The following is a 24834-nucleotide window of genomic DNA, read 5'->3' as shown; positions in this document are numbered from 1 at the left end:
CTTATTGTTCCAAACAGACCTGCATCCGGTAATCAAACGGATCGAAGCTATCCAGAAGCTTTTCGATAAAGCGTTTATCGTTGAGGTAAAACGTCAGGAAATTCTCGACCCGCTCCTGCAAACCGCCCCCCGGAAACAACTCTTGCTTTACAGCCAGCAACTGCCGCACGCCTACCTCCTGATTCCGCTCCTCGGCCCGGCGCATTTTTTTCTGCAACCGCTCCACGGCATTGGCAAACCGCTTGGTTTCGGCCAGTACGGCCCGTTCCAGCGTCGGGTCGACCATCATGGCCTTGTGCAACATGGCATCGAGTGTTTGATGCATGGCTTTATTCTCCTTGTCGAAGCGCAGAGCATGCCGGGTGTGGTGTTCTACGTACCGATGTTTAAGTTTGGTTTCGTCGAGAAACCACTCTTCCATCGTCATGCCCAGTTTAAACAATCGCTTGGCACTCACACGGGGTACGTAGAGCGCAAAATTGCGGGGCATCAGCAACGGGAAAGGTGTCTGATACTGATCAAAAACCCCTTTCAACTGCATCCAGTAAGGCACTTCCGACGGACCACCGATGTAGGCAAGATTGGGCAGAATAGTCTCCTGATACAAAGGCCGCAATACCACATTCGGACTGAACCGCTCGGGATGCTCGGCTACCTGTTGTAACAGATCAGCTTCCGAAAACGCCCAGTTTGTGTTTACAACCGTGTATTTGCCCGCATCAGCCGAATCGCCCGGAGCACGCTCGATCCGCTCGCGCACGCCGTCGGTCAGGTAAAACAGATTAATATCGCGGGGGGTAATCACCGCTTCGTACCCTTCCTTCACGAGGGCCTCGGTGGTCTGCTGCACCCGTTGGGCCGACGTTTGACGGGTCAGTTCATCGGTAATGATGGGGGCAAACAACCGTTTTAGCTCAGGATCGTCGGCGTCGAGACAAACGAGCCCTTCACTACCGAACAGCTCGTTCATGTAGTACCGAACGGCATCGGCCAGCGTATCATGGTTCAGGTATGCCTGCTCAAACAGGTGTAGCTTTTCGGGTATCTGCGCAAACAGGGTTTGCAGCTCGCGGGGATTCATGCGCCCCACAGCCCCCCGCTGCTCCGTTTGCCAGGTATAGGTACGGCCACAGATTCGGGCGTGGCTGATCTCGTCGAAGTCGTGATCTTCCGAAGCCATCCAGTACACCGGCACAAAGTTGTAATCGGGGTATGCCTGCGCCAGTCGTTTGGCGAGGTTGATGGTCGTAACCAGCTTGTAAATCACGTACAGTGGCCCCGTAAATATATTGAGCTGATGCCCCGTAGTAACCGTAAACGTATTAGGGTCTGCCAGCACCGATACATCAGGCTTGTGCGTCAGGGCAGCATACTGTTTGTTCAGTACCCGCACGAGCGTTTGCCGATGTTCGGCCGAGAAGTTCTGCTTCTGTTTGATCTGGGCCCCAAACGCTTCGGGAACCGGGAACTGCCCGTAAAAGGGCTGAAGGGGCTCTTTACGAGCTATATAATCAAGGAAGAAAGAAGAAAACTGGCCGGTGGCCGAAAGCGGCAGGTACTGACAGTCCATGCAGGAAGCGGGTTTACCGAGGGCAACAATCGAAAAACCCGCAAGGTTCAGCCAGCGGGTTAGGAGAAGACAAACAACCGAATTGAGGAGAAAAGGGACAGTCCAACCTATCCGCTACAGGCACTATAAACGGACAGTGTTAGCCGTAAACCAGGCCCGGCATTCGTCGAGGGTAACTTGACCGGAAGCCAGATTAATGATAAAATTGAAAAGCTCATTGTGCGGTAAGCTACGGTTTAACCGCATACTATTTAGCTATAAGAAAAGCAAGAGCAGCCTCAAGGCCTGTTCTCTTATTTTCGTCTGAAAAAATATGGTTGCAGATGATACTGTAACAGTAAACTGCAGATTTGTCAGCAATAGTTGGATAGAGCGGCTCGCCAAACATTTCGGCTTGCACAGCTTCGAGTACGTAATCCAGGCTTTCTTCGTGCAAAAAGTTACATGGCGGCATAAAATTACCGCCATGCTCACTAACCGTTCGTTTATTGATAAAAACGATATCTTCTTTATCGAGAAAAATCATGCTAAGGCTTTGAATACGTCACCGTATTCGTCGAAATCCTCCTGAATGATTTTTGCCAGACGCTGCTTCTTTGTCTCTTTCAATAAATCATTAACTTCACTCAACAAAGCACCTACAAAGTCGGGATCAGTGCTCACTAATTGGGTGAGTGATTTGCGAAGCATTTCTTTGTCTATTGTAGCTTCCATATCCGTTTTGTAAAAAGTGAACTCGAATCAACGCATACTCTGAAGCACCCTTGCTCTAACACAATTTACACCACCACGCCGTACAAATCAAATTCTTCGGCCCGCTCTATCCGGACGTTCGCAAAGTCGCCTAATCTGACATACGTATCGGCTGAAACAATCACTTCATTGTCGACCTCAGGCGAGTCGAACTGCGTACGCCCGATAAAATGGCCACCTTCTTTTCGGTCGAACAGCACCTTGTAGGTTTGCCCGATTCGCTCCTGATTCAGTTCGTACGAAATGCCCTGCTGAACCTCCATGATGGCGTCGGCACGCTCCTGCTTCACGTCGGCCGGCACATCATCAGGCATGGTAAACGAGTGCGTTTGGTCTTCGTGCGAGTATGTAAACACCCCCAGCCGCTCAAAACGCATCCGCTCCACAAAATCGTAGGTTTCTTCAAACATGGCGTCGGTTTCGCCGGGGTGCCCCACAATCAGGGTTGTACGCAGGGCAATGCCCGGCACGCGCTCCCGAATGGTATGCACCAGCTCTTCGGTTTTCTCGCGGGTAATACCCCGGCGCATCGCCTTTAGCATGGCCGTCGAGCCGGTTTGCAGGGGCATGTCGAGATACTTACACACGTGCGGATGCTCGCGCATCACGTCGAGCACGTCGAGCGGAAAACCCGACGGGTAGGCATACTGTAGCCGCACCCACTCGATTCCCTCCACATCGGCCAATTGGCCAATCAGCTCCGACAGGTTGCGTTTCTTATAAATATCCAGGCCGTAATACGTCAGGTCCTGCGCAATCAGAATCAGCTCTTTCGTACCCCGACGTGCCAACGACCGGGCTTCGGTGAGCAGCTCGTCCATCGGGCGCGACACGTGCCCACCCCGCATGAGCGGAATGGCGCAAAACGAGCAGGGCCGGTCGCAACCTTCGGCAATTTTGAGGTACGCAAAGTGAGCGGGGGTAGTGAGCAACCGCTCGCCCACGAGTTCCTTCTTATAGTCGGCCCGGAGCGTTTTGAGCAGGCGCGGCATCTCGTTGGTGCCAAACCACGCATCGACGGTCGGAATCTCGACTTCCAGCTCGTCTTTGTACCGGTGCGACAAACAGCCCGTTACGTACACCTTATCCACCATCCCGGCTTCTTTGGCGTCGGTATAGCGCAAAATGGTATTGATCGACTCCTCCTTGGCATTATCGATAAAGCCGCAGGTATTGATCACCACAATGTTGGCGTCGTCTTTCTTCGACTCGTGTGTCACCTCCATGCCGTTGCCCTTGAGCTGCGTAAACAGCACCTCCGAATCGACCAGATTCTTGGAACAACCCAGTGTGACAATGTTGATTTTATTGGTACGAACTCCTTTAGTTTTCAAGACAATCAGTTGAATTACCGTATGCTAAGCAACGGTTAGGTTTGGGGCAAAGTTCGTTAGGCTTCGGTAGATTCAGAAATAGCTACCCTATCAATCCAGGGAATTCGTTTACCGTCATACCGAAACGGCACCTGCCCGAAATACACTTCCCGAATATGGGTCAGAAACGAACTGTTGTGGTTCAGGCAAACCACCAACCCGTCGGTCAGGTGAAATCGCCAGTACGTGAAACCGCTAAAAAGCTTAGAGCCTATGAAACCAATACCGACCAGTTCAACCAGAGTTAGATCGGCAGCCGTAAATGAGACAATATAGTCAGGGTATTGGAGGGAGACACACTTGTCGGTGGGGTCGAGCGTTACCGAGACATCACGAGTTAGTTGCCAGTATTGGTTGTTGAGCCGAAACCAGATCCAGATGTAATACAAAGCCCAACCGCACACGCCCACCAGGCCAATAGCAATCGTATAATGCCAGACCTTTTCGGCTTCGGGCAACATGTAGGCAAAAGTGAAATACAACAAGGACAGAAGTAACAAGCCCAAAAATACGGTCGAGAGCAGATCGAACCGGGTGAAATACTGCCATTCGGTGGTCTGGTAGGTCACCTGTTTTTCCAGGGGCGAATGGTCACCGGTCGATTCACGGGAGAAGCGAATCAGCCGATACATAAACCATCCAAAAATGAGCAACAGAATGACTCCTGCAAGCATACCCCTCGTTCGCAATTAATGTCCGAATCAGAATGCCGCGCCGTGGGTGATTTCGAGCGTTGTGCGGGTCACTTTTCGGGGATTCACGGTTTCGGGATTGATGTGGTTCTGCCCATCGAACTGATTGCCGAACAAACCCTTCGGCTCACGAATCAGTACCGAGTACCGCCCGGCAGGCAGCTTGTAAGCACAAAACTTACCCTGCTTATCGGATTTTACCGTCCGCACCGGGGCAATGCCCGGTACCTCCGTAATAAATCCCTCCTCGTCACGGCGCACCTGCTCCAACGTCAGAGCCGGATAGATCACCACCTCCCGAACCACCGGTTTACCTTTGGGCACGGGTTTATCGGGGCCCGGCATAAAGTTACCCTGTTTCTCGACTACCGTTCCGCAAATACCCTGCGCCGGTGCGGGCTTTGGCTTGCGGGGCCTGGCCTGTTGTGCATAAACAAGCAAGGAGGAACAGGTTAATGTTACCAGTAGCCAGAACCGGGTGTAACTGAATTTGTTCACAGACCTAATTCTCGTTTTACTTCATCAAGCGAGTGCCACGAAGTAGTTTCGTTTTTACTCTTGATCGCATACATATAGTCCACAAAGTCTTCAATCGTATCGAACGACTCTAAGCCTTCCTGAAGCGCCTTGTATTCGTTGTAGTCCATCACAGCGAACTTAGGCTCACCCTCTGATTGAATAATTTGAACCTGTAAATTCATTTGTAAATCTCTTTTCGGTGTCCAATATCAATCACTGCAATGATCCGAATCGCATCTTCCTGATCATACAACACACGATAATTGCCAACGCGCAACCTGTAAATGGCTTCAGGGTGATTTGACAAACGTTTTACATTCGCTTTGGGTGTTGGGTCTTTTGCCAATTCTTCCAACGCATTAACGATTCGCTCTGCATCGGGCCGCTGTATTTTTTGAAGGCTTTTCAAAGCCCGATTCGAAAAGGATAACCGGTACATTACCCAATCGCTCACTTCTTAAAAAACGAATCCACAAACTCCATCTTGTTGAACGTCTGCAAATCTTCGATGCGCTCGCCCACACCGATGTATTTGACCGGAATTTTGAACTGATCCGAAATCCCGATGACCACTCCACCCTTAGCCGTACCGTCAAGCTTGGTAATCGCCAGGGCCGTCACTTCGGTGGCTTTGGTAAACTCGGTAGCCTGAATAAACGCGTTTTGCCCCGTTGATCCATCCAGTACCAGCAAGACCTCATGCGGGGCTTCGGGCAGAAACTTCTGCATCACCCGCTTAATCTTACTCAACTCGTTCATCAGGTTCACCTTGGTGTGCAAACGGCCGGCCGTATCAATAATGACCACGTCGGCCTGCATGTCTACGGCTTTTTTCACCGCGTCGAAGGCCACTGCCGAGGGGTCGGTATTCATACCATGCTCAATCACGGGCACACCCACCCGGCTACCCCACAGCTTAAGCTGATCCACGGCAGCCGCCCGGAAGGTATCGCCCGCACCAAGCACTACTTTATACCCTCGCTTGTGAAACTGAGCCGCCAACTTACCAATGGTGGTTGTTTTACCCACCCCGTTGACCCCTACTACCATAATCACGTAAGGTCGTTTGTCGGCAGGCAATTCAAAGTCTTCAGCCGGGGTGCTGCCCCCTGCCTGGGTCTCCGAAAGCAGACCCGCAATTTCTTCGCGCAAAATCCGGTCGAGCTCGTCGGTACCCAAGTATTTATCGCGAGCCACGCGCTCTTCAATGCGTCGGATAATCTTGACGGTGGTATCAACCCCCACATCCGATGTTATCAATACTTCCTCCAGGTCGTCGAGCACCTCATCGTCGACCTTCGATTTGCCAACGACTGCCCGGCCCAGTTTGGAGAAGAAACTGTCTTTTGTTTTTTCGAGCCCCTTATCGAGCGTTTCTTTTTTTTCCTTCGAGAATAAACCGAATAAGGCCATAGTTTTAGTGCTTAGCGGCCGCCGGCCGGTGCAGGGTGTCGGATAGTCGGCGTTCTCGGCCGAACACGCCGTTCAACCGATTGAACGCGGGACTGCTACTTTTTCAACAAAGCTAAAACAAAAAAAGTCCCTCTGGGGGACTTTCGTGAGTGTGTGGATGCCGATGGCTAAAAAGCGACTAAGCTTTCAGCGCATTCTGCACCTCGTCCACCGGGACCATTTCTTCCTTAAAGGTGTAGGCGCCAGTTTTTGGCGACTTAACGGCTTTGATAATCTTGGCGAATGCCTTACCGTTGTCCTTCGTTTTCAGGGTTGCAACTACCTTCTTTGCCATCGTTGGAAAAGTTTATAGTTTATGGTTTATAGTTCAGAAGTTTCTCCGGGGAGAACTACAAACTATAAACCTTAAACACTTATTTAATTTCTTTGTGGAGCGTTACACGCTTCAGAAATGGGTTGTATTTCTTACGCTCGATACGGCTCGGCGTATTCTTGCGGTTTTTCGTAGTAATGTACCGCGACATGCCTGGAACACCAGAGTCTTTTTGCTCGGTGCACTCCAAAATAACCTGAATTCTATTGCCTTTCTTAGCCATCGCTATGATCTATTTTCTCAACAGGAGCGCAAAGGTAAGAAACTTTTAAGATTCGGACAAAACGCAACCCGAAAATGTGATGACTTTTAATAAGTTATCCACAGCTTCTGAACATTTTACGCCGAAAAAGTCATTTCGCGCCCTATTGACACTGTTTTAGGGCAACTCCTGTTACCCCATTACAATCGACGACCACTACCTTTGTGCTGCCCATGACGACGACACAAACGCTTGATTATACCCCCGGTGCAGGCCTGATTAAGACCCAATCGACCTCAGCGGATACCTATCTGCTCGATTCGGAAACCAACTTCTACCGGCCCGAAGACCTGGCCGAGGGGCAGATGATTCTGAACATGGGGCCGCAACACCCCTCAACCCACGGCGTATTGCGGCTTGAAGTAGTTACCGATGGCGAAATTATTGTCGACACGGTACCACATATGGGCTATCTGCATCGATGCTTTGAAAAGCATGCCCAGTCGCTCCCGTTTAATCAAACGATTCCGTTTGTCGATCGGCTCGATTACCTGGCTGCGATGAACTCCGAGCATGTGTTTGTGATGGGCGTGGAAAAAATGCTTGGCATTCAGGGCGATATACCTAAACGGATTGAGTACATCCGGGTACTGGTAGCTGAGCTGAACCGGATTGCTTCGCACTTTGTGGCTATTGGCACGTACGCCATCGACATTGGTGCCTACACGCCCTTTCTGTACTACATGCGCGACCGCGAGCATATTCAGCGCATGCTCGAGTGGGTGAGTGGGGCGCGAATGCTCTACAATTACATCTGGATTGGCGGTCTGTTTTACGACTTGCCCGTGGGATTTGAAGAACGTTGCCGCGAGCTGGTTACCTATTTGGTACCAAAGCTCACCGAACTGGAGCAGCTTGTGAGCGACAACGAGATTTTTGTGAAGCGCACAGCGGGAGTGGGCGTGTTGCCCCTGGCGGTGGCCATCAACTACGGTTGCACCGGCCCAGTACTGCGGGGGTCGGGCCTACGGTACGATCTTCGCCGGGTGGATGGGTACTCGGTATATCCCGAACTCGACTTTGAGATTCCGATTGGTACCGGGCAGGTGGGCACCGTGGGCGACTGCTGGGACCGCAACTACATCCGGATTCGGGAGTGCCGCGAGTCGCTCCGTATCATAAGCCAATGCCTCGATCAACTCACGGGCCCCCACAAACGCACCCGCGACTTCGACCCACACGCCATATTGCCAAAAAAAATCCGGCCCAAAGCCATGGATGTGTACGTGCGGGGCGAAAGTGCCAAAGGTGAGTTGGGCTTCTTTTTCCGAACCGACGGCCGCTCCGACATTCCGGTACGGTGCAAGTGCCGGGCCTGCTCGTTTCACAACCTGTCGGTCCTTCCCGAAATCAGTAAAGGGGCCATGATCGCCGACCTCGTTGCCATTCTGGGCTCGATTGATATTGTGATGGGAGAACTGGACAGATAACAGCCAACAGTGAGCAACGAACAGTTGTAAAAACCGAGCATCTTTGCACTAAGAACACTGCCAGTTGTTCGTGTTCGTTGGTATCTGTTCACTGTAAGTTGTTCACTGCTCACTGAAAATATGTCTGACTTCTTCATCTACCTCGGGTTAGGTTTCGATCATATTACTGACCCAAGCGGCTATGACCACATTCTCTTTGTTATTGCACTCTGTGCCATCTACACCCTACGCGAATGGCGACAGGTCCTGATTCTGGTCACGGCCTTCACCGTTGGGCACTCCATTACGCTGGCGCTGGCTACGTTACGACTGGTTGAGTATCGTACCGATGTTATCGAACTACTCATCCCGATTACCATTCTGATTACGGCGATTGTCAACTTTTTTCAGGAAGATAAAACCAACCGGTTCCGCACCCGGAACCGCGCTAACCGCCCCTGGCCCCGGTACATACTGGCGGCTGTTTTTGGCTTAATTCACGGGCTGGGTTTCTCCAATTATCTCCGTAGTCTGCTCGGCCGCGAGTCGTCTATTTGGCAACCGTTACTCGCCTTCAACATTGGCCTTGAACTGGGGCAACTTCTGATTGTACTGCTCATTCTGACCGTTGCCTGGCTCGCTATTGAGCAATTGGGCGCACGCCGACACTCCTGGACACTCATTATATCAGGAATTGTGGCCGGAATGGCCCTTTCATTAATTTTGAATAACCCGCTGGTAGCCGGTGAATAGTCACTTTTTCGTAGTTTTACGGAATATTCTTTGTTTAATCTTACCTTTCATGAGAAACTACTTCTGGCTATGGCTTTTGGCCGCCAGTATCTCCTTCGTCAACGCTCAAACGCCCCCCTCTACGTACAGCGCCAACACGCGATTTGAGCAACTGGGGCCCATGCTCCCAACCCCCAACACGTTCCGAAGCTCATCGGGAGCACCGGGTAAAGATTACTTCCAGAACCGCGCCGACTACGACATCAAGGCAGAACTCGACGACGCTAACCAGCGCATCACGGGTTCGGAAACCATCACGTATTTCAACAACTCGACCGACGCTCTCACCTACCTGTGGGTTCAGCTCGACCAGAATCTGTTTCGGCCCGAAGCGATCGGCAACACGGCCCGTACCAACAGCATCAATGCCGAGCGTGGGGCATCGGCTTCGCAGCTTGACCCCAGCGCATCCCTGCGCACCAAAAATTACGGCTACAATATCACGTCGGTACGCGATGCGGCCGGCAAGCCGTTGAAGTACACCATCAATCAGACCATGATGCGCATCGACCTGCCCGCCCCGGTGGCACCCGGCAAATCGGTGCAGTTTGGTATCGACTGGAACTTCAACATTGTAGACGCAAAATCGACCGGAGCCCGGTCAGGCTACGAGTACTTCCCAAAAGACGGCAACTACGTCTACGAAATCGCTCAGTGGTTCCCGCGTATGTGCGCTTACGACGACGCGAACGGCTGGCAGAACAAGCAGTTTCTGGGACAGGGCGAGTTTACCCTCATTTTCGGTAACTACAAAGTTGCCCTCACCGTACCCAACGACCACGTTGTGGGCGCTACGGGTGAGCTGCAAAACCCGTCGCAGGTGCTGACACCTACGCAGCTGGCCCGTTGGAACAACGCGAAAGGTAAAGGCGACAAGCCGGGCGAAAATCCGGTTCTGATCGTGACGCAAGCCGAGGCCGAAGCGGCTGAAAAAGGCAAGCCCACAGGCAAAAAAACCTGGATCTACAAAGCAAACAACGTACGTGATTTTGCCTTTGCCTCATCGCGCAAGTTTGTCTGGGATGCTCTGAATCCCAACGTCGAAGGCAAACGGGTATGGGCTATGTCGCTTTACCCAAAAGAAGCTAACCCACTCTGGGGCCAATACTCAACTCGGCTGGTGGCCCACACGCTACGCTCGTACTCAAAACGTACGTTTGGCTATCCTTATCCAGTAGCCTACTCGGTACACGGCCCGGTGGGCGGTATGGAATACCCCATGATTTGCTTCAACGGTGCCCGCCCCGAGCCCGATGGTACGTATTCACAGGGCACCAAAAACTTCCTGATTCTGGTGGTCATCCACGAGGTTGGCCACAACTTCTTCCCGATGATCGTGAACTCCGACGAGCGTCAATGGTCATGGATGGACGAAGGCCTGAACAGCTTTCTGGAAGGCTTAGCCTGTCTGGAGTGGGACCCCGATTTCCCAGCCCACGGTATCGAGCCCCAATACATTACCGATTACATGCGCCTGAACCCATCGCAGCAGGTGCCCATTATGGCCAGCTCCGACAATATTCCGCCGAATACGTTTGGCCCCAATGCATACAGCAAACCCGCCACGGGCCTGAACATTCTGCGCGAAACGATCATGGGTCGTGAGCTCTTCGACTATGCGTTTAAAGAGTACTCACGCCGGTGGATGTTCAAGTCACCCACGCCAGCCGATTTCTTCCGGACGATGGAAGATGCCTCGGGCGTTGACCTCGACTGGTTCTGGAAAGGTTGGTTTTACAGCGTACAGCCCGTGGATCAGGCTCTGACGAAAGTCGACTGGTTTCAGCCAGCCAGCCAGAACCCGGAGATTACGAAAGGTGAAGCCCGTGAAGCAGCCCAACGGCGTAACAACACCATCAGCAAGCAACGCGATGCAGCCGATAAAGGAAATACCGTAGTGGCGCAGGACAGCACCATGAAGGATTTCTATAACACCTACGACCCCTACGCCGTAACCGAACAGGACAAGAAACGCTACCAGGATTATCTGGCAAGTCTTACCCCCGAAGAGCGTAAGCTGGCCGAGGGCAACACCAACTACTACACGCTTTCGCTGCAAAACAAAGGCGGACTGCCGATGCCCGTGATTGTTCGGATGGAGTTCGAGGACGGCACCGACTCGATTGCCCGCTTCCCGGCCGAAATCTGGCGCTTCAACGATGTGCAGATCAAAAAGATCATCACCACGAACAAGAAAGTGAAGCAATGGACACTGGACCCCTTCAGCGAAATTGCCGATATCAACACGGAAGACAACAGTTTCCCACCGGCACCGCAGCAGCCAACTCGGTTCCAACTGTTTAAGCAACAGCGCGGAGCGGGCGCTTCGGCCCCAAACCCGATGCAGCAACAGCGTCAGCAATTGAACGGGGCACCCGCCCCCGCCCGACAGGGAACCGGTCGCAACTAACACCTGAATTTAACTAACCAACAAACCATGAAGAAAAAGCTTTTGAGTATCTGTCTGATGCTTTGGTCGGGTTCGCTGCTGGCCCAGCAGGCCCCATCGAGCTTCAGCGCCAACGATCGCTTTGAACAGCTGGGACCCGCCCTACCTACGCCCAACACGTTCCGGACGTCGTCGGGGGCACCGGGTAAGGATTACTTCGAGAACCGCGCTGATTACGATATTAAGGTCACCCTCGACGATGCCAACCAGAAAATTACCGGCTCGGAGATGGTAACGTATTATAACAACTCGCCGGACGTGCTGACGTACATTTGGCTTCAACTCGATCAGAACCTGTTTGCCAAGGGCTCTACGGCCAGCCTGACCCGTACGGGCGGTATCAGCGAGCAGGGTATGAGCATCAGCCAGTTGAGCAACCTCAACTCTGTGCGTGAGCGTAGCCAGAATCAGCCTTCTGATAAGTATGGCTATAATATCACGGCGGTGTACGATAAAGCGCGCAAGCCCCTGAAATACACCATCAACCAAACCATGATGCGGATTGAGCTGCCGACGCCTTTGGCGCCCGGCAAGTCGGTGCAGTTTGGCGTAGATTGGAATTACTACGTGACGGAATACTACGGTCGCTCAGGCTACGAGTTTTTCCCGAAAGATGGCAACTACAACTACAACATCGCGCACTGGTTTCCGCGCCTGTGTAAGTACGACGACATAAACGGCTGGCAGAATAAGCAGTTTCTGGGCGGGTCGGAGTTTACGTTGATCTTCGGCAATTACAAGGTAGCCATTACCGTGCCGGCCGACCATGTTGTGGCTGCCTCGGGCGAATGCCAAAACTACAATCAGGTACTTACGCCAACGCAGATGCAGCGGCTGAACCAAGCCAAAAATGCCAAGACCCCTGTGGTGATTGTGACCCAGGCCGAGGCCGAAGCCGCTGAGAAAAATAAGGCAACGGCAACGAAGACCTGGATCTACAAAGCCGACAACGTTCGCGACTTTGCCTTTGCCTCATCGCGCAAATACATCTGGGACGCCATGCAGACCGATGTGTACGGGAACGGTCGTAAGATCTGGAGTATGTCGTACTACCCAAAAGAAGGCAATCCTCTTTGGGAAAAATACTCGACACGCGCGGTTGAGCACACCCTGCGGTCGTACGGCAAGCGCACGTTTGAGTACCCTTACCCTGTGGCTATTTCGGTACACTCAGTAGCGGGTGGCGGTATGGAATACCCCATGATTTCGTTCAATGGTGGTCGGCCAGAAGCGGATGGCACATACTCAGAGCAGACGAAATACGGCATGATTGGCGTAATCATCCACGAAGTTGGGCACAACTTCTTCCCGATGATCGTGAACTCCGATGAGCGGCAGTGGACCTGGATGGACGAAGGGCTGAATACATTCTGCCAGTATCTGGCCGAGAAAGAATGGGACTACAACTGGCCAAGCCGCCGGGGCGAACCACGCGACATTGTCGATTACATGAAGATGGACAAGAACATGCTGGTGCCCATTATGACGTCGGGCGAGAACGTGATTTTGCTCGGTCCTAATGCATACGCCAAACCCGCCACGGCGCTCAACATCCTGCGCGAAACGGTAATGGGCCGCGAGTTGTTCGACTATGCTTTCAAAGAGTATGCAAACCGCTGGAAGTTCAAGTCGCCAACCCCGGCCGATTTCTTCCGGACGATGGAAGATGCTTCGGGCGTTGACCTCGACTGGTTCTGGAAAGGCTGGTTCTATGGCGTACAGCCCGTGGATCAGGATTTGGTTGAAGTTGATTGGTTCCAGGCCGACAATCAGAACCCCGAAGTCAATAAGGCACTCGCCCGCGAAGCCGCGCAACGGCGCAACAACACCATTAGCAAGCAACGCGATGCGGCCGATAAAGGAAACACCGTCGTGGCGCAGGACAGCACCATGAAGGATTTCTACAATAGCTATGACCCATACGCTGTAACGGAGCAGGACAAGAAACGCTACCAGGATTATCTGGCAAGTCTTACCCCCGAAGAGCGCAAAACGGTTGAGAATAGCAGCACGATGAACTACTACACGCTTTCGCTCAAAAACAAAGGAGGATTGCCAATGCCGGTGATTATCCGGATGCAGTTCGAGGACGGCACCGACTCGGTGGCCCGCTTCCCGGCCGAAATCTGGCGCTTCAACGATGTGCAGATCAAGAAAGTGATTGCCACCAACAAAAAGGTGACGCAGTGGACGCTCGACCCATTCCAGGAGATTGCGGATATCGACGCCGAAAATAACTCGTTCCCACGGGTATCAACGCCTACCCGGTTCCAGTTATTCCGGCAGCGCCAGGGTGGCTTTACCCCGCAGCCTAACCCGATGCAGCAACAGCGGCAACAGGCGGGTCAGGGCGCAGCTCCCGCAAGGCAGGGTACCGGGCGCAACTAATATGCACAGCTAATGACTGCTGACGCCTGAGCACGGACGGTACTTCCTTCCGATACGCTCAGGCGTTCGCTCTTTATAGTTCCTGATACCATTCATCCCTACATTCATGAACAAACGTTTAGCTTACTTGGGCATCCTGATGGGTGCCTTGCTGGTTTCGGTGTCTGCTCAGGCCCAGCAACCCACCTCGCCGACCACCACCACAACGGCGTCTACTTCGGCAGCGGGTGCCGGCAAAAAAGAGGCCAGCGGCCCTAAACCGTACAAAGAGGTCATCACGGCCGCGGCCCAAACCAGCCGGGGGTTATTTACCAGCCATCGGGTCGAAGACAAGTTTTTCTTCGAGATTCCCGACTCGCTCATTGGCCGGGAGTTCATGGCCATCACACGGATTTCGAAGGCCCCGACGGGTGCAGGTTATGGTGGCGAAATTGCCAACCGGCAGGTACTCCGGTGGGAGCGCGGCCCCGAAAAGAAGTTGTTTCTGCGGGTAGTCAGCTACCTCAACGTCGGAGCCGATACCCTCCAGCCGATTTATCAGGCCGTTCGCAACTCCAACATGGAGCCAATCACAGCCTCGTTCGACATCCGGGCGATTCGCAAAGACACGTCGGTGGTGATTGAAGTAACGGATTTCTTTAAGTCCGACAATCAGGTGGTTTCGCTGGACCCGGCCACCAAAACGCGCTATCGGCTTACCACCCCCGCCACCGACCGTTCGTTTATTCAGCGCATCCGCTCCTATCCGATCAATACGGAGGTCCGGACCGTAAAAACGTACAACGTAAGCCCAGCCCCTGCTACACCAGGACCCGTGACCTCCACCCAGCTACCGGCGGCATCGGCCGCCGGAGCCGTAACAATGGAGATTAACACCTCAATGATTCTGCTACCCCAAAACCGGATGCGGAAGCGCTTCTTCGACAGTCGCGTGGGCTTTTTTGCCAACGGATACACCGTTTACGACGACGGCTCGCAGCGCACCGAGAAAGAGACGTTTGCAGTGCGCTGGCGACTGGAGCCCAAGTCGGCCGCCGATGCCGACCGGCAGAAACGGGGGCAGCTGATCGAGCCCAAAAAACCGATTGTGTACTACATCGACCCTGCTACGCCCATCAAATGGCGGAAGTATCTGAAACAGGGGGTCGACGACTGGCAGGTAGCGTTCGAGAAAGCAGGCTGGAAAAACGCGATTATGGCCAAAGACTGGAATGAAAAAGACTCAACGATGAGCCTTGAAGACGCCCGCTATTCGGTAATCCGGTACTTTGCTTCGGATATCGAGAATGCTTACGGCCCCAACGTGCATGATCCCCGGACGGGCGAAATCATCGAAAGCCACATCGGCTGGTATCATAACGTGATGAACCTGCTCCGCAAATGGTATATGGTTCAGGGCGCGGCTGTCGATGCCCGTGCCCGTAAGCCTAAGTTCGACGATGAGCTGATGGGTCAATTAGTCCGGTTCGTATCGTCACATGAGGTAGGGCATACGCTGGGACTGCGGCACAACTTCGGATCGAGCCACGCGACGCCGGTTGAGAAGCTGCGCGACAAAAACTACATCAAACAGTTTGGACACACGCCTTCCATTATGGACTATGCCCGGTTCAACTATGTAGCCCAGCCCGAAGATGGCGTCACGGATCTTTTTCCGCGAATTGGCCTGTACGACATTTGGGCTATCGAGTGGGGTTATAAGCCTATTTACGATACTAAATCGGCGGAAGAAGACAAACTAGTGCTGAACCAGTGGGTAAAGCAGCACGAGTCGGACCCAAAATACTGGTTTGGCACCGAGACTAACCCGATGGACCCCCGCTCGCAAAGCGAAGACCTCGGCGACAATGCCATGCTGGCCAGCGATTACGGTATCCGCAACCTGAAGCGGATTATGCCTAACCTGCCGCAGTGGACCCGCGAAGAGGCCGAAGATTTCGACAAGCTCCAGGAGATGTATGGCGAAATTGCCGGGCAGTTCCGGCGGTACATGGGGCACGTAACCAAGTATGTTGGCGGCATCTACGAAACGCCAAAGACCTACGATCAGCAGGGTATGGTGTACGAACCGACCCCGAAAAACCTGCAGAAAGACGCGGTGGCCTTCCTGAACAAGCAACTGTTTGAAACGCCTACCTGGCTGCTCGACGCGAAAATTATGCCGCTCGTTCGGCCCGACCAGGGTGTCGATTACATCCGAACGTTACAGGAAAACACGCTCAACAGCCTGTTTGATGTGGGTCGCCTGAGCCGTCTGATCGAAAACAGCAGCCGAAGCGAGTCGTATAGCCTCGACGAATTCTACGATGATGTGCAAACAGGCATCTGGAGTGAACTGAGCACCAAGAAGCCTATCGATACTTATCGTCGGAACCTGCAAAAGGTGTATGTCGAAAAACTGATCGGTATGCTGACGAACCCACCCGCATCTACACGGCCAGCCGGTTTCCAGGGGCAGGGATACTCGTTCAACCCCGGCCCGTACACCGACGTGCAGAAGTCCGATATCATGTCGGTAACGAGGGCCTATCTGGTACAGTTACAGAGCGATATTCGTTCGGCACTACCAGGCCAGCCGGATAAAATGAGCCGCTACCACCTCGACGATGTGCTGGTACGAATCAACCGCGCTCTGGACCCAAGCCGGCCGATCACTGAGCTTGCGGAGAAAAAATAACAAACGCTACTGAGGATAAAGATTACGGTACGCCAAAGATAACTATCACGCTTTTTCGTCCTTCCCCATTGTACCGTAATCTTTATCCTCTTATCTTTGCAAAACAATTCGGGATGTAGCGCAGTCCGGTAGCGTGCTTGCATGGGGTGCAAGAGGTCGTGGGTTCGAATCCCGCCTTCCCGACAGTCAAAAACCGCCTTTTCTCTCAGATCAGGCGGTTTTTTTGTGAATTCGTAGTCTGGTAGCGTGCTTGCATGGAGGAAAGAGGTCGTGGACGGTCGGCCGCTGCCGTTCGAATCCCGTAGGTCTCATTCAGGCTCTTTTTACGAAAACCTGCCAAACAATCAGCCCCGATAACAATCTAAGCTGCTACCGGGGCTAAAATGGCCTTCCTTCGATATTGCGTTTACTCGATCGCGCTATAAATCACTTCGTGGATTTTCCGACGCAATTTGGTCGTATTGATGGACGTATTAGCCGCCGTGGGGTGAATTCGGTTTGATAGAAACACAAAAACCAGCTCCTCATTTGGATCAACCCACACCACGTTACCGGTGAATCCCGTGTGCCCAAACGAGCGCTCAGAAGCCTGCTCGGCTACATACACACTGCTGGTTTCGGGATTGGGACGATCCCAGCCAAGCGACCGATGGCTACGGGGGCTTACTGTTTGCGAGAAGTAAGGCACCGTATTGGGTTGCAGTACCCGATAGCCTCCGTACTCGCCCCGCTGCAAATTCATCTGCAACAAGGCAGCCACATCACGAGCGTTGCCAAACAGCCCCGCATGCCCAGACACGCCACCCTGTACGGCGGCCATCTGGTCATGTACCGTACCAATCAGCAAGGTATTTCGGTAATAGGTATCATTTTCGGTGGGTGCACAACGCGGGTTGGCAAACCGCTGTAGGGGCGTAAATCCGATTGAGACAAGGCCCAATGGTTTGTAAATTTCCTGCTCTACAAACTGATCGAGGGGCTGTTTAGTAATACGCTCCACAATTTTCTGCAACATCAGGAAATTCAAATCACTGTACACATAAGCCGGGCGTCCATCGTCAATCTTTTTGGACATAGGCGACTGTACCACCCACTTCCACACTGAATCTTTCAACGACGTACGGGCCCAAAGATTCGGGGCGACCTGCAACGTGTACGCACTATCGGGAGTAGCACTGTACAGAGTTGGTTTTAGTCCCCCACCCGGCAGGCGGGTGCGGTCCCAGGTCGTAGGGTAATACGACACCATACCCGACTGATGCCAGAGCAGATCCTGAATAACAATATTTTGCTTATTGGTACCTCGTAACTCCGGCAGGTACACCGATGCCTTTTGGGTAATATCCAGCTGCTTCCGGTCGTGCAGGAGCATGGCTGCCTGTAGCGTGCTCAGTACCTTCGTCAACGAGGCCAGATCGTACAGGGTTTCGCCGGTCACCTTCTCAGTACCCGCGTACGTCAGCTTCCCAAAATACTTCTCGTACACAATCTTGCCTTTGCGGGCCACAATAATCTGACTTCCGGGCACCACCTTACCCGCCAGTGCTGTTTGCATCAGCTGGTCAATCTGTTTCAGCTTGGTGGCATTCATGCCCACACTCTCGGGGGTACCGTACGCCAGCCGGCCAGCCGGAACAACCGTTTTGCCGTAGCCTATCTTCCAGTTTCCTGTCGATACGGGCATTACACCCTCCGCGCCGAGACCACCAAAAATTACCTGAGCCGTAGCCCGCTGCATCTCATCAAAATCCTGATAACCGCAGATCAGGGCGTCGGCCGCCGTGAACTGATTTAAGCTATAAGCCGATCCAAACGCCGTCACGACTACTTTGGTGCCACACTGCTTCAGGCGGTTAATCAAGTCGAGCGAGGCCTTGGTTACCCCAAACTTACGGTATGCCGATTCGCTCATGCGGTGAAAGCTCATGATCACCACATTGGCGTCCCCTACCGAAGCCAGAATCTCGTTAACCTCCGCGTCGGTCGCTACTTTGTCGGGATACGTAATTTTCTTGATTGGCGCGTACTGAGCCAGCGTTTTCTGGAAGGTGTTGTTCCATTCGGCACCAATCGCAATCGAAGCAATGCGGGCTGTATCAAGGCGGGCAATCGGCAACAGATCGTTATTGTTTTCAACCACCGTCACCGTTGCGTTGCAAAGCTCCTGTTTCAGAGCCTGAGCCTCGGGCGAGTTGAGGTCCTGCTCCAGATTGACCATCGAAATGGGCTTGTAATTATTCAAACCAGCCCAATACTTGGCCCGCAGAATCTTACGCACTTTTTCATCGATCAACTCCTGCGAAATCTGCCCGGTTTGAACCGCATTCAGAATAGCCGCCGTTGCTTCCTTGATATTTTCGGGGTAAAGCAGGATGTCGTTGCCCGCAATCAAGGCTTTCAGATTCACATCAACCGGACGACCGGCCCGGCTGATACCGCCCATGTTCATGGCGTCGGTGAAAACCAGCCCCCGAAAACCCAGTTCTTTTTTGAGTAGTTCGGTCACTACCTTATCCGACAACGTGGCCGCGATAGCCGGGCGATTGTCGACAACCGGAACATGCAAATGCCCCGTCACGACGCCCATCAAACTATCAGCAATAAGCCGACGGAACGGGTACAGATCTATGTTGTGTAACTGCTCGGCCGAACGGCTGATAACCGGCAGAGTGTGGTGCGAATCGAGATTTGTGTCGCCATGACCGGGAAAATGCTTAGCCGTGGCAATAATTCGGTTGCTTTGGAGACCCCTCATATAGGCCGATGCCTTACGGGCTACGTTCTCTTTCGATTCGCCGAACGAACGATTGCCAATAACGGGATTTGCCGGGTTGCTGTTGACGTCGGAAACGGGGGCAAAGTTGATATGAATACCCAATCGGCGGCATTGGCGGCCAATTTCATCGCCCATCCGGTACACCAGCCGATCATCGCGCAGAGCGCCCAAAGCCATCTGCTTGGGAAAATCCATGGCACTGTCGAGCCGCATACCCAGCCCCCATTCACCGTCGATCCCAACGAGCATCGGGATTTTGGAGAGAGACTGATACCGATTGGTCAGTAGAGCCTGCCGGTGCGGGCCGCCCTGAAAGAAGATCAGTCCACCGATGTGGTAGTTCTGAATCAGGTGTTCAATGTACTGATAATGATTGGCGTGCCGGTTTGAGAACGTGGCCACCATGAAAAACTGCCCTACTTTTTGCTCAGGCGTCATGGTTGTAAACACGCTGTCGATCCATTTTTCGGCACTGCTGTCTACAGGAGCCAGCACTTCGACCGGCCGAGTCGCCGGAAACGTATGATCCTTGCCCTTAGGTTTAGAGACAACGGGTTTCTTAACGACCGCCGAACGCCGTAGGGTTGATACGAGTCGTTTGGCTGGCGTTGTCAAAGCCGCAGCGCTCAGTAAACCAACAAGTAGCAGACAAACTACAGATAATCCAATTCGCACGTTCTTCCCCATCGTTCACTATCAGGTAGTAGGTTCAATCCATCAAAAATGTATTTCTCGTCATACGAATCCATAAAATTAGTCAATGTACCCGTCAGACACTACTGATTACCTGCTCAGGGTATGTTTTTAACGTAAATTTTACGGGATACTGATAAGCCATTCTTACTTTTGTACAAATTACCCCCTCCTGAACGTCTATAACATAAGCATAATCAGGCGGTTCCGATAATCCGGCACATCGGCCTTACGTTATACCAACCGTGTAATTAACTCCTTATGAAACTGGGTTTCCTTACGTTTTTATCCTGTTGTCTGTTCTCTTCGGCTATGGCCCAACCTGCCAGCCAGGCGTACCGGGCTTTGCTTCATACGCTGTATGGCAATAGCACCGTACCGACGGTTACCGTGACGGAGTTGAAAGCCATGAAAGACGTGGTTTTGCTCGATACCCGCGAAAAAAAGGAGTACGATGTGAGTCATCTGCCCAACGCCCGTTGGGTTGGCTACGATGATTTCAGCTTCGAGCGGCTCAAAGGCATCCCCAAAACGGCCAACATCGTGACGTACTGTTCGGTGGGATATCGGAGCGATAAAATCGGCGACAAACTAAAAGCCGCTGGTTATGAGCGGGTTCATAACCTATACGGTAGCCTGTTCGAATGGGTGAATCAGGGCAACCCGGTTGTCGACCATACGGGTAAGCCCACCAAGCTCGTCCATGCGTACTCGCGGCCGTGGGGCGTGTGGCTTAAGCGGGGCGAGAAGGTTTACTAAAACCTAAGCACAGCCAGTATCGGCTATCAGCCCCCAAACCCTTGTGTGCCTGGACGTCTGATAGCCGATACTAAATTACTTAAAACTGCTCCGTACGCGAGAAAAAGAAGTTCCCTTCGATCTGCGCGTTTTCGTCGGAGTCAGAGCCATGGATGGCGTTTGCTTCGATCGACTTGGCATACAGCTTCCGAATGGTGCCTTCTTCGGCATTGGCCGGGTTTGTAGCACCGATCAGTTTCCGGAAGTCGGCTACGGCATTTTCTTTCTCCAGAATCATCGGTACAATAGCCCCCGACGACATGTACTCGCACAGCGATGCGTAGAAAGGCCGCTCACTGTGAACTTCGTAGAATTGGCCCGCCCGCTCGCTGCTCATCTTCGTCTTTTTCATGGCGACGATGCGGAAACCGGCTTCTTCAATCATTTTGATGATGGCCCCTGTATGCCCAGCCTCAACGGCGTCGGGCTTAATCATGGTGAATGTACGATTCGTAATCATTGGGAAGTGTACCAAATAAAATTTTGCGCAAAGGTAGCGACGAATTTCCATTTCGGGTGCCAGTTACTCGATATTGCCCCTGAAACAGCGTGCTTTACCTACTCCGGGTAGGGAGTAGGTAAGGTTTCTTCTTCTGACCGCCCGGCCACCCGGAGGATTACAGGATAAACAGGATTTTCTGGGCCTGAATAAATCCTGTTTATCCTGTAATCCTGTCAAGAGACTTTTTTTGAAAAACCCGCCCTAATGAACTTGTCCTACACCAGACCCGCCAATATCCGAAACCTGATGTTCAAATAATTTGTACCTTTGTGGCTTGATTTTTCGGCAAATGCTGCCGACCACTCATGCAAGATCTCGATGCCATTGGCGAGTTGCTTCAGCACCCGCAAACAATTCTGATTACGACACACCAAAACCCCGACGCGGACGCCATGGGCTCCTCGCTCGGATTAGCGGCCTACCTCAAAAAACGGGGGCACCGCGTTACCGTCGTTACCCCTACCGATTATCCCCAAAGTTTGCATTGGTTAGCCGGCAACAGCGATGTGGTTGTTTTTGAGGAGCGTGTACGCACGGCCGTCACCCAGTTGGTCGACGAAGCCGACCTGCTTTTCTGCCTCGATTTTTCCAGCCTCGACCGTATCCGCGAACTGGGCGCCCTGATCCGGCAGGCCCGCGGTCGTAAAATCCTGATCGATCACCACCTCGAGCCCGAATCATTTGCCGATCTCGGCCTTTGGGACCCTACAGCAGCCGCCACGGCTCAGTTGATTTTCCGCCTGATTGTTGGGCTGGGGCATAAAGACATGATTGATGTGCCGATGGCCGAGTGCCTGTACGCCGGTTTGATGACCGATACCGGCTCCTTTCGGCACGGTAGCACCACCGGCGATGTACACCGTATGGCCGCCGATCTGCTCGACCTCCGCATCGATGTGAGCAGCATTCACCGGCGTATTTACGACAACACATCGCTCGATAAGCTCCGCATGCTTGGGTATGTGCTCAACGAAAAGCTGGTGGTTGTGCCCGAATACAAGTTTGCCTACATCACCCTGAGTGCCGAGGAACTGAAGCGGTTCCGTTCCAAAACCGGCGACACTGAGGGGCTGGTCAACTACGCCCTTTCGGTGGAAGGGGTCGTTATGGCGGCTATTCTGATTGACCGGGGCGAAGAGATTCGGATCTCATTCCGCTCGGTCGGTGAGTTTTCGGTACGCGAACTGGCGAGCACCCATTTCAACGGGGGTGGGCATCGGAATGCGGCCGGTGGCCGGTCGCGGTTGTCACTGGCCGAAACTGAAGACTGGCTGCTGAGCGTGGTACCGCGCTACCAACAGCAACTGGCCGAAACCGTTTAGTACCTCTGTTCTTCATAATCAGTATTCATTTTACATTAATTAACTCCAAAACATGCTTTTTAACCGTCTGGCAACAGCAGCGCTCCTCGTAGCCGCGATGGCCGCTTGCGGACGCAACCGCGTCGAGGTCAGCGAGACTGGCCTGAAATACCAGCTTCACGAAGACAACGAAGAAAGCCGCAAGGCGAAGGTGGGCGATATCATGACCATCCAGCTTCAGCTAAAAAACAGCAAAGACTCCGTTCTGCGCGATACGCACAAAGAACCCGCTCCGCTGAAACTGATGCTGCAGGTACCGCCGTTCAAAGGTTCGTTTGAAGAAGGACTGGCCATGCTCTCAAAAGGCGATAGCGCTACGTTCTACGTAAGTGCCGATTCGCTGTTTGGCCGGGCTATGCAGGCCATGCCTCCGGGTGTTACCAAGGGCTCCGATATCACCTTCAACGTGAAGGTACTCGAAGTACAGAGCGAGGAAGAATACCGCAAAGCTGAAACGACCGCAGCGAGCAAGCAAAAAGGTGTTGACGATAAAATTATTGCCGATTACCTCGCTAAGAACGGTTTGGCTGGTAAAGCCCAGAAAACCGAGCAGGGCGTGTACTACGTGATTACGCAGCCCGGCAGCGGTCCGGTACCCAACCGGGGCGACCTGATCAAGGTTGATTACACGGGTAAACTGCTCGACGGTAAAACCTTCGACTCGTCGGTAGGTAAGCAGCCCATCGAACTGCCCATCGGTGTAGGGCAGGTGATTCCGGGCTGGGACGACGCCATGCTGAAACTGCACAAAGGCGAAAAAGCAACCCTCATCATTCCGTCGACGATGGCCTATGGCGCACAGGGTTCACCCCCGGTGATTCCGGCCAATGCCGTGCTGGTTTTCGACGTGAACCTGATCGATATCCGCAAAAACCCACAGCAGCCTTAAGCCTTTCGTTGGTACAAACAGCACGCCCACCAATTGCCTGGCGTGCTGTTTGTTTCTACAGCCAAGCTATCCGTTAAGCTTTTTTAACAGGCATTGGGACGGCTCAAACCGACACCAAAACCCGTTAAAACGCGTTATTCAAAGTGTTCCTGCGCGAACATTTATCCCTTGAAGTAGCATGAATCGAGTATCCTGGAAAAACTGGCTTATTGTCGGCTGCCTTGGCGTCGTAGGTCTGAGTAGCTGCACCGAACCCGGCGAGGCTCTGCGTGATCGGAAACGACGCGAAAACGAAGCAGAAATTGCGCAGTACGTAGCCCAAAACAATTTGACCGGACAGGCTCGCACCACCGACGCCGGTACCACCTACATCATCACAACGACCAACCCAACCGGGCAAACAGCGGGCGTTGGAGACGAAATTCAGTACCACTATACCGCCCGCCGATTCGATGGCCTTATTGTCGACAGCAGCGATGTAGCCGCCAACATTCCACGCGTTCTGACCCGTGGTTATTTCAATCAGGCACTTATTTCGGCTGGTTTGTACGATGGCATTGTAAACAGTGGCCCTGTTGTATCGGGTACCAACCGGTTAGGGCTACGCAAGGGCGAGTCGGCCATGCTGCTCGTTCCATTTAACCTGGACAACGGCCGACCCAACACGCTGCTGCTGCCGCAATATCTGCCCATTCGGTACGACGTGCGCATTGTGAATGTACGAACGGAAGAACAGCAGATTCAGGAATATCTGACCGCCAATAAACTGACGCCTACGTTCTCAGAAACGAACGGGTTACGGGTAGTTGTGACCCAGGCCCGCCCCGATTCTGTGCAGGTTACCACGGGTAAAACCGTGGGCGTATCGTACCGGGGTTCTCTGCTGAATGGTGTTGTGTTTGACCCTGCCAACAATCCAACCGGTACAAACACTATTTCGGTACAGATTGGCGCCAATCAGGTAGTACCGGGCTTCGATCAGGGCCTCGCCAAACTTCGTAAAGGCGAGAAAGCGCGCTTGATCTTCCCATCAGCTCTGGGCTACGGAATCACGGGTTCCGGAGCTACTATACGCCCCTACGCATCGCTGGTATTCGATGTGGAGATTACCAGCGTTCAATAGACTTTCCCAAAAATCGTAACGC

22 protein-coding genes and 1 tRNA gene are annotated in these 24834 nt (G+C 52.9%); 10 read left to right on the top strand and 13 right to left on the bottom strand.

What is annotated here, in order from left to right:
* Position 1: 1 nt before the first annotated feature.
* From bshC to rpmG, 11 genes are all read right to left on the bottom strand, one after another.
* Entirely contained in the window at positions 2 to 1570 is a 1569-nt protein-coding gene (bshC, locus tag RUDLU_RS0115475) for a bacillithiol biosynthesis cysteine-adding enzyme BshC (RefSeq protein ID WP_019989311.1), read from the bottom strand.
* A 247-nt stretch (positions 1571 to 1817) separates the two neighbouring features.
* Positions 1818 to 2096 (bottom strand): type II toxin-antitoxin system death-on-curing family toxin, encoded by a 279-nt coding sequence (locus tag RUDLU_RS27535; protein ID WP_019989310.1) that lies wholly within the window; start codon positions 2094 to 2096, stop codon positions 1818 to 1820.
* The gene (locus tag RUDLU_RS0115465; protein ID WP_019989309.1) at positions 2093 to 2284 is read right to left on the bottom strand and encodes a hypothetical protein; all 192 of its coding nucleotides are present in this window, start codon (positions 2282 to 2284) and stop codon (positions 2093 to 2095) included. The genes RUDLU_RS27535 and RUDLU_RS0115465 overlap by 4 nt, the downstream gene beginning before the upstream one ends.
* A gap of 65 nt (positions 2285 to 2349) precedes the next feature.
* Positions 2350 to 3657 carry a 30S ribosomal protein S12 methylthiotransferase RimO gene (rimO, locus tag RUDLU_RS0115460; protein WP_019989308.1) on the bottom strand — a complete coding sequence of 436 codons (1308 nt, stop codon included), beginning with the start codon at positions 3655 to 3657 and terminating at the stop codon, positions 2350 to 2352.
* A gap of 56 nt (positions 3658 to 3713) precedes the next feature.
* On the bottom strand, positions 3714 to 4370 hold the full coding sequence (locus RUDLU_RS0115455) for a hypothetical protein (RefSeq protein WP_019989307.1): 657 nt from the start codon (positions 4368 to 4370) through the stop codon (positions 3714 to 3716).
* A 27-nt stretch (positions 4371 to 4397) separates the two neighbouring features.
* Positions 4398 to 4829, bottom strand: a complete 432-nt coding sequence (locus tag RUDLU_RS27530) for a hypothetical protein (protein ID WP_044130403.1) — start codon at positions 4827 to 4829, stop codon at positions 4398 to 4400.
* Positions 4830 to 4882: 53 nt separating this feature from the next.
* Positions 4883 to 5089, bottom strand: coding sequence for a type II toxin-antitoxin system prevent-host-death family antitoxin (locus RUDLU_RS0115445; protein ID WP_019989305.1), 207 nt, complete (start codon positions 5087 to 5089; stop codon positions 4883 to 4885).
* Entirely contained in the window at positions 5086 to 5346 is a 261-nt protein-coding gene (locus tag RUDLU_RS0115440; RefSeq protein ID WP_027303098.1) for a type II toxin-antitoxin system RelE family toxin, read from the bottom strand. Before RUDLU_RS0115440 ends, RUDLU_RS0115445 begins: the two co-directional genes overlap by 4 nt.
* An 11-nt stretch (positions 5347 to 5357) precedes the next feature.
* Positions 5358 to 6320 carry a signal recognition particle-docking protein FtsY gene (ftsY, locus tag RUDLU_RS0115435; RefSeq protein ID WP_019989303.1) on the bottom strand — a complete coding sequence of 321 codons (963 nt, stop codon included), beginning with the start codon at positions 6318 to 6320 and terminating at the stop codon, positions 5358 to 5360.
* Positions 6321 to 6498: 178 nt separating this feature from the next.
* On the bottom strand, positions 6499 to 6654 hold the full coding sequence (locus tag RUDLU_RS29305; protein WP_019989302.1) for a DUF4295 domain-containing protein: 156 nt from the start codon (positions 6652 to 6654) through the stop codon (positions 6499 to 6501).
* A gap of 79 nt (positions 6655 to 6733) precedes the next feature.
* Positions 6734 to 6916 carry a 50S ribosomal protein L33 gene (gene rpmG, locus RUDLU_RS0115425; RefSeq protein WP_044129502.1) on the bottom strand — a complete coding sequence of 61 codons (183 nt, stop codon included), beginning with the start codon at positions 6914 to 6916 and terminating at the stop codon, positions 6734 to 6736.
* Between the two features lie 212 nt (positions 6917 to 7128).
* Here rpmG and RUDLU_RS0115420 point away from each other — a divergent pair, with 212 nt between their 5' ends.
* The 6 genes from RUDLU_RS0115420 to RUDLU_RS0115395 all read left to right on the top strand — a co-directional run bounded on the left by RUDLU_RS0115420 (position 7129) and on the right by RUDLU_RS0115395 (position 16853).
* A complete protein-coding gene (locus tag RUDLU_RS0115420; protein ID WP_019989300.1) occupies positions 7129 to 8385 on the top strand; it encodes an NADH-quinone oxidoreductase subunit D in 1257 nt (418 codons plus the stop codon).
* A gap of 120 nt (positions 8386 to 8505) precedes the next feature.
* Positions 8506 to 9117 carry a HupE/UreJ family protein gene (locus RUDLU_RS0115415; RefSeq protein ID WP_019989299.1) on the top strand — a complete coding sequence of 204 codons (612 nt, stop codon included), beginning with the start codon at positions 8506 to 8508 and terminating at the stop codon, positions 9115 to 9117.
* Between the two features lie 49 nt (positions 9118 to 9166).
* The gene (locus RUDLU_RS0115410) at positions 9167 to 11566 is read left to right on the top strand and encodes a M1 family metallopeptidase (protein ID WP_027303096.1); all 2400 of its coding nucleotides are present in this window, start codon (positions 9167 to 9169) and stop codon (positions 11564 to 11566) included.
* 27 nt (positions 11567 to 11593) lie between these two features.
* Positions 11594 to 13993 carry a M1 family metallopeptidase gene (locus RUDLU_RS0115405; RefSeq protein ID WP_019989297.1) on the top strand — a complete coding sequence of 800 codons (2400 nt, stop codon included), beginning with the start codon at positions 11594 to 11596 and terminating at the stop codon, positions 13991 to 13993.
* 106 nt (positions 13994 to 14099) lie between these two features.
* Positions 14100 to 16670, top strand: a complete 2571-nt coding sequence (locus RUDLU_RS0115400) for a zinc-dependent metalloprotease (protein ID WP_044129500.1) — start codon at positions 14100 to 14102, stop codon at positions 16668 to 16670.
* 109 nt (positions 16671 to 16779) lie between these two features.
* Positions 16780 to 16853, top strand: a tRNA-Pro gene (locus RUDLU_RS0115395).
* Positions 16854 to 17076: 223 nt separating this feature from the next.
* Here RUDLU_RS0115395 and RUDLU_RS0115390 read toward each other — a convergent pair.
* Positions 17077 to 20133, bottom strand: a complete 3057-nt coding sequence (locus RUDLU_RS0115390; RefSeq protein WP_027303095.1) for a serine hydrolase domain-containing protein — start codon at positions 20131 to 20133, stop codon at positions 17077 to 17079.
* A 267-nt stretch (positions 20134 to 20400) separates the two neighbouring features.
* Between RUDLU_RS0115390 and RUDLU_RS0115385 the strand changes: the two genes are divergently transcribed.
* On the top strand, positions 20401 to 20898 hold the full coding sequence (locus RUDLU_RS0115385) for a rhodanese-like domain-containing protein (protein WP_019989294.1): 498 nt from the start codon (positions 20401 to 20403) through the stop codon (positions 20896 to 20898).
* A gap of 79 nt (positions 20899 to 20977) precedes the next feature.
* Here RUDLU_RS0115385 and RUDLU_RS0115380 read toward each other — a convergent pair whose 3' ends face one another.
* Positions 20978 to 21397, bottom strand: a complete 420-nt coding sequence (locus RUDLU_RS0115380) for a nucleoside-diphosphate kinase (RefSeq protein ID WP_019989293.1) — start codon at positions 21395 to 21397, stop codon at positions 20978 to 20980.
* Positions 21398 to 21744: 347 nt separating this feature from the next.
* Between RUDLU_RS0115380 and RUDLU_RS0115375 the strand changes: the two genes are divergently transcribed.
* The 3 genes from RUDLU_RS0115375 (at position 21745) to RUDLU_RS0115365 (ending at position 24812) form a co-directional block, all read left to right on the top strand.
* Complete coding sequence (locus tag RUDLU_RS0115375) at positions 21745 to 22761, top strand: DHH family phosphoesterase (RefSeq protein WP_019989292.1); 1017 nt, start codon at positions 21745 to 21747, stop codon at positions 22759 to 22761.
* Positions 22762 to 22813: 52 nt separating this feature from the next.
* A complete protein-coding gene (locus tag RUDLU_RS0115370) occupies positions 22814 to 23689 on the top strand; it encodes an FKBP-type peptidyl-prolyl cis-trans isomerase (protein WP_019989291.1) in 876 nt (291 codons plus the stop codon).
* A 178-nt stretch (positions 23690 to 23867) separates the two neighbouring features.
* Positions 23868 to 24812, top strand: coding sequence for an FKBP-type peptidyl-prolyl cis-trans isomerase (locus tag RUDLU_RS0115365; protein WP_019989290.1), 945 nt, complete (start codon positions 23868 to 23870; stop codon positions 24810 to 24812).
* The last annotated feature ends 22 nt before the right edge of the window (positions 24813 to 24834 follow it).

The organism is Rudanella lutea DSM 19387 (assembly GCF_000383955.1).
In the GTDB taxonomy this organism is placed as follows: Bacteria; Bacteroidota; Bacteroidia; order Cytophagales; family Spirosomataceae; genus Rudanella; species Rudanella lutea.
The sequence above is the reverse complement of the archived record's forward strand: the minus strand, read 5'-3'. Positions and strand labels throughout refer to the sequence as shown.

Excerpts from the sequence above, each read along its gene's own strand:
- bshC (WP_019989311.1), bottom strand. The coding sequence starts at position 1,570 with ATGGACTGTCAGTACCTGCCGCTTTCGGCCACCGGCCAGTTTTCTTCT.
- RUDLU_RS27535 (WP_019989310.1), bottom strand. The coding sequence starts at position 2,096 with ATGATTTTTCTCGATAAAGAAGATATCGTTTTTATCAATAAACGAACG.
- RUDLU_RS0115465 (WP_019989309.1), bottom strand. The coding sequence starts at position 2,284 with ATGGAAGCTACAATAGACAAAGAAATGCTTCGCAAATCACTCACCCAA.
- RUDLU_RS0115455 (WP_019989307.1), bottom strand. The coding sequence starts at position 4,370 with ATGCTTGCAGGAGTCATTCTGTTGCTCATTTTTGGATGGTTTATGTAT.
- RUDLU_RS0115445 (WP_019989305.1), bottom strand. The coding sequence starts at position 5,089 with ATGAATTTACAGGTTCAAATTATTCAATCAGAGGGTGAGCCTAAGTTC.
- RUDLU_RS0115440 (WP_027303098.1), bottom strand. The coding sequence starts at position 5,346 with ATGTACCGGTTATCCTTTTCGAATCGGGCTTTGAAAAGCCTTCAAAAA.
- ftsY (WP_019989303.1), bottom strand. The coding sequence starts at position 6,320 with ATGGCCTTATTCGGTTTATTCTCGAAGGAAAAAAAAGAAACGCTCGAT.
- RUDLU_RS29305 (WP_019989302.1), bottom strand. The coding sequence starts at position 6,654 with ATGGCAAAGAAGGTAGTTGCAACCCTGAAAACGAAGGACAACGGTAAG.
- rpmG (WP_044129502.1), bottom strand. The coding sequence starts at position 6,916 with ATGGCTAAGAAAGGCAATAGAATTCAGGTTATTTTGGAGTGCACCGAG.
- RUDLU_RS0115420 (WP_019989300.1), top strand. The coding sequence starts at position 7,129 with ATGACGACGACACAAACGCTTGATTATACCCCCGGTGCAGGCCTGATT.
- RUDLU_RS0115415 (WP_019989299.1), top strand. The coding sequence starts at position 8,506 with ATGTCTGACTTCTTCATCTACCTCGGGTTAGGTTTCGATCATATTACT.
- RUDLU_RS0115410 (WP_027303096.1), top strand. The coding sequence starts at position 9,167 with ATGAGAAACTACTTCTGGCTATGGCTTTTGGCCGCCAGTATCTCCTTC.
- RUDLU_RS0115405 (WP_019989297.1), top strand. The coding sequence starts at position 11,594 with ATGAAGAAAAAGCTTTTGAGTATCTGTCTGATGCTTTGGTCGGGTTCG.
- RUDLU_RS0115400 (WP_044129500.1), top strand. The coding sequence starts at position 14,100 with ATGAACAAACGTTTAGCTTACTTGGGCATCCTGATGGGTGCCTTGCTG.
- RUDLU_RS0115390 (WP_027303095.1), bottom strand. The coding sequence starts at position 20,133 with ATGGGGAAGAACGTGCGAATTGGATTATCTGTAGTTTGTCTGCTACTT.
- RUDLU_RS0115385 (WP_019989294.1), top strand. The coding sequence starts at position 20,401 with ATGAAACTGGGTTTCCTTACGTTTTTATCCTGTTGTCTGTTCTCTTCG.
- RUDLU_RS0115380 (WP_019989293.1), bottom strand. The coding sequence starts at position 21,397 with ATGATTACGAATCGTACATTCACCATGATTAAGCCCGACGCCGTTGAG.
- RUDLU_RS0115375 (WP_019989292.1), top strand. The coding sequence starts at position 21,745 with ATGCAAGATCTCGATGCCATTGGCGAGTTGCTTCAGCACCCGCAAACA.
- RUDLU_RS0115370 (WP_019989291.1), top strand. The coding sequence starts at position 22,814 with ATGCTTTTTAACCGTCTGGCAACAGCAGCGCTCCTCGTAGCCGCGATG.
- RUDLU_RS0115365 (WP_019989290.1), top strand. The coding sequence starts at position 23,868 with ATGAATCGAGTATCCTGGAAAAACTGGCTTATTGTCGGCTGCCTTGGC.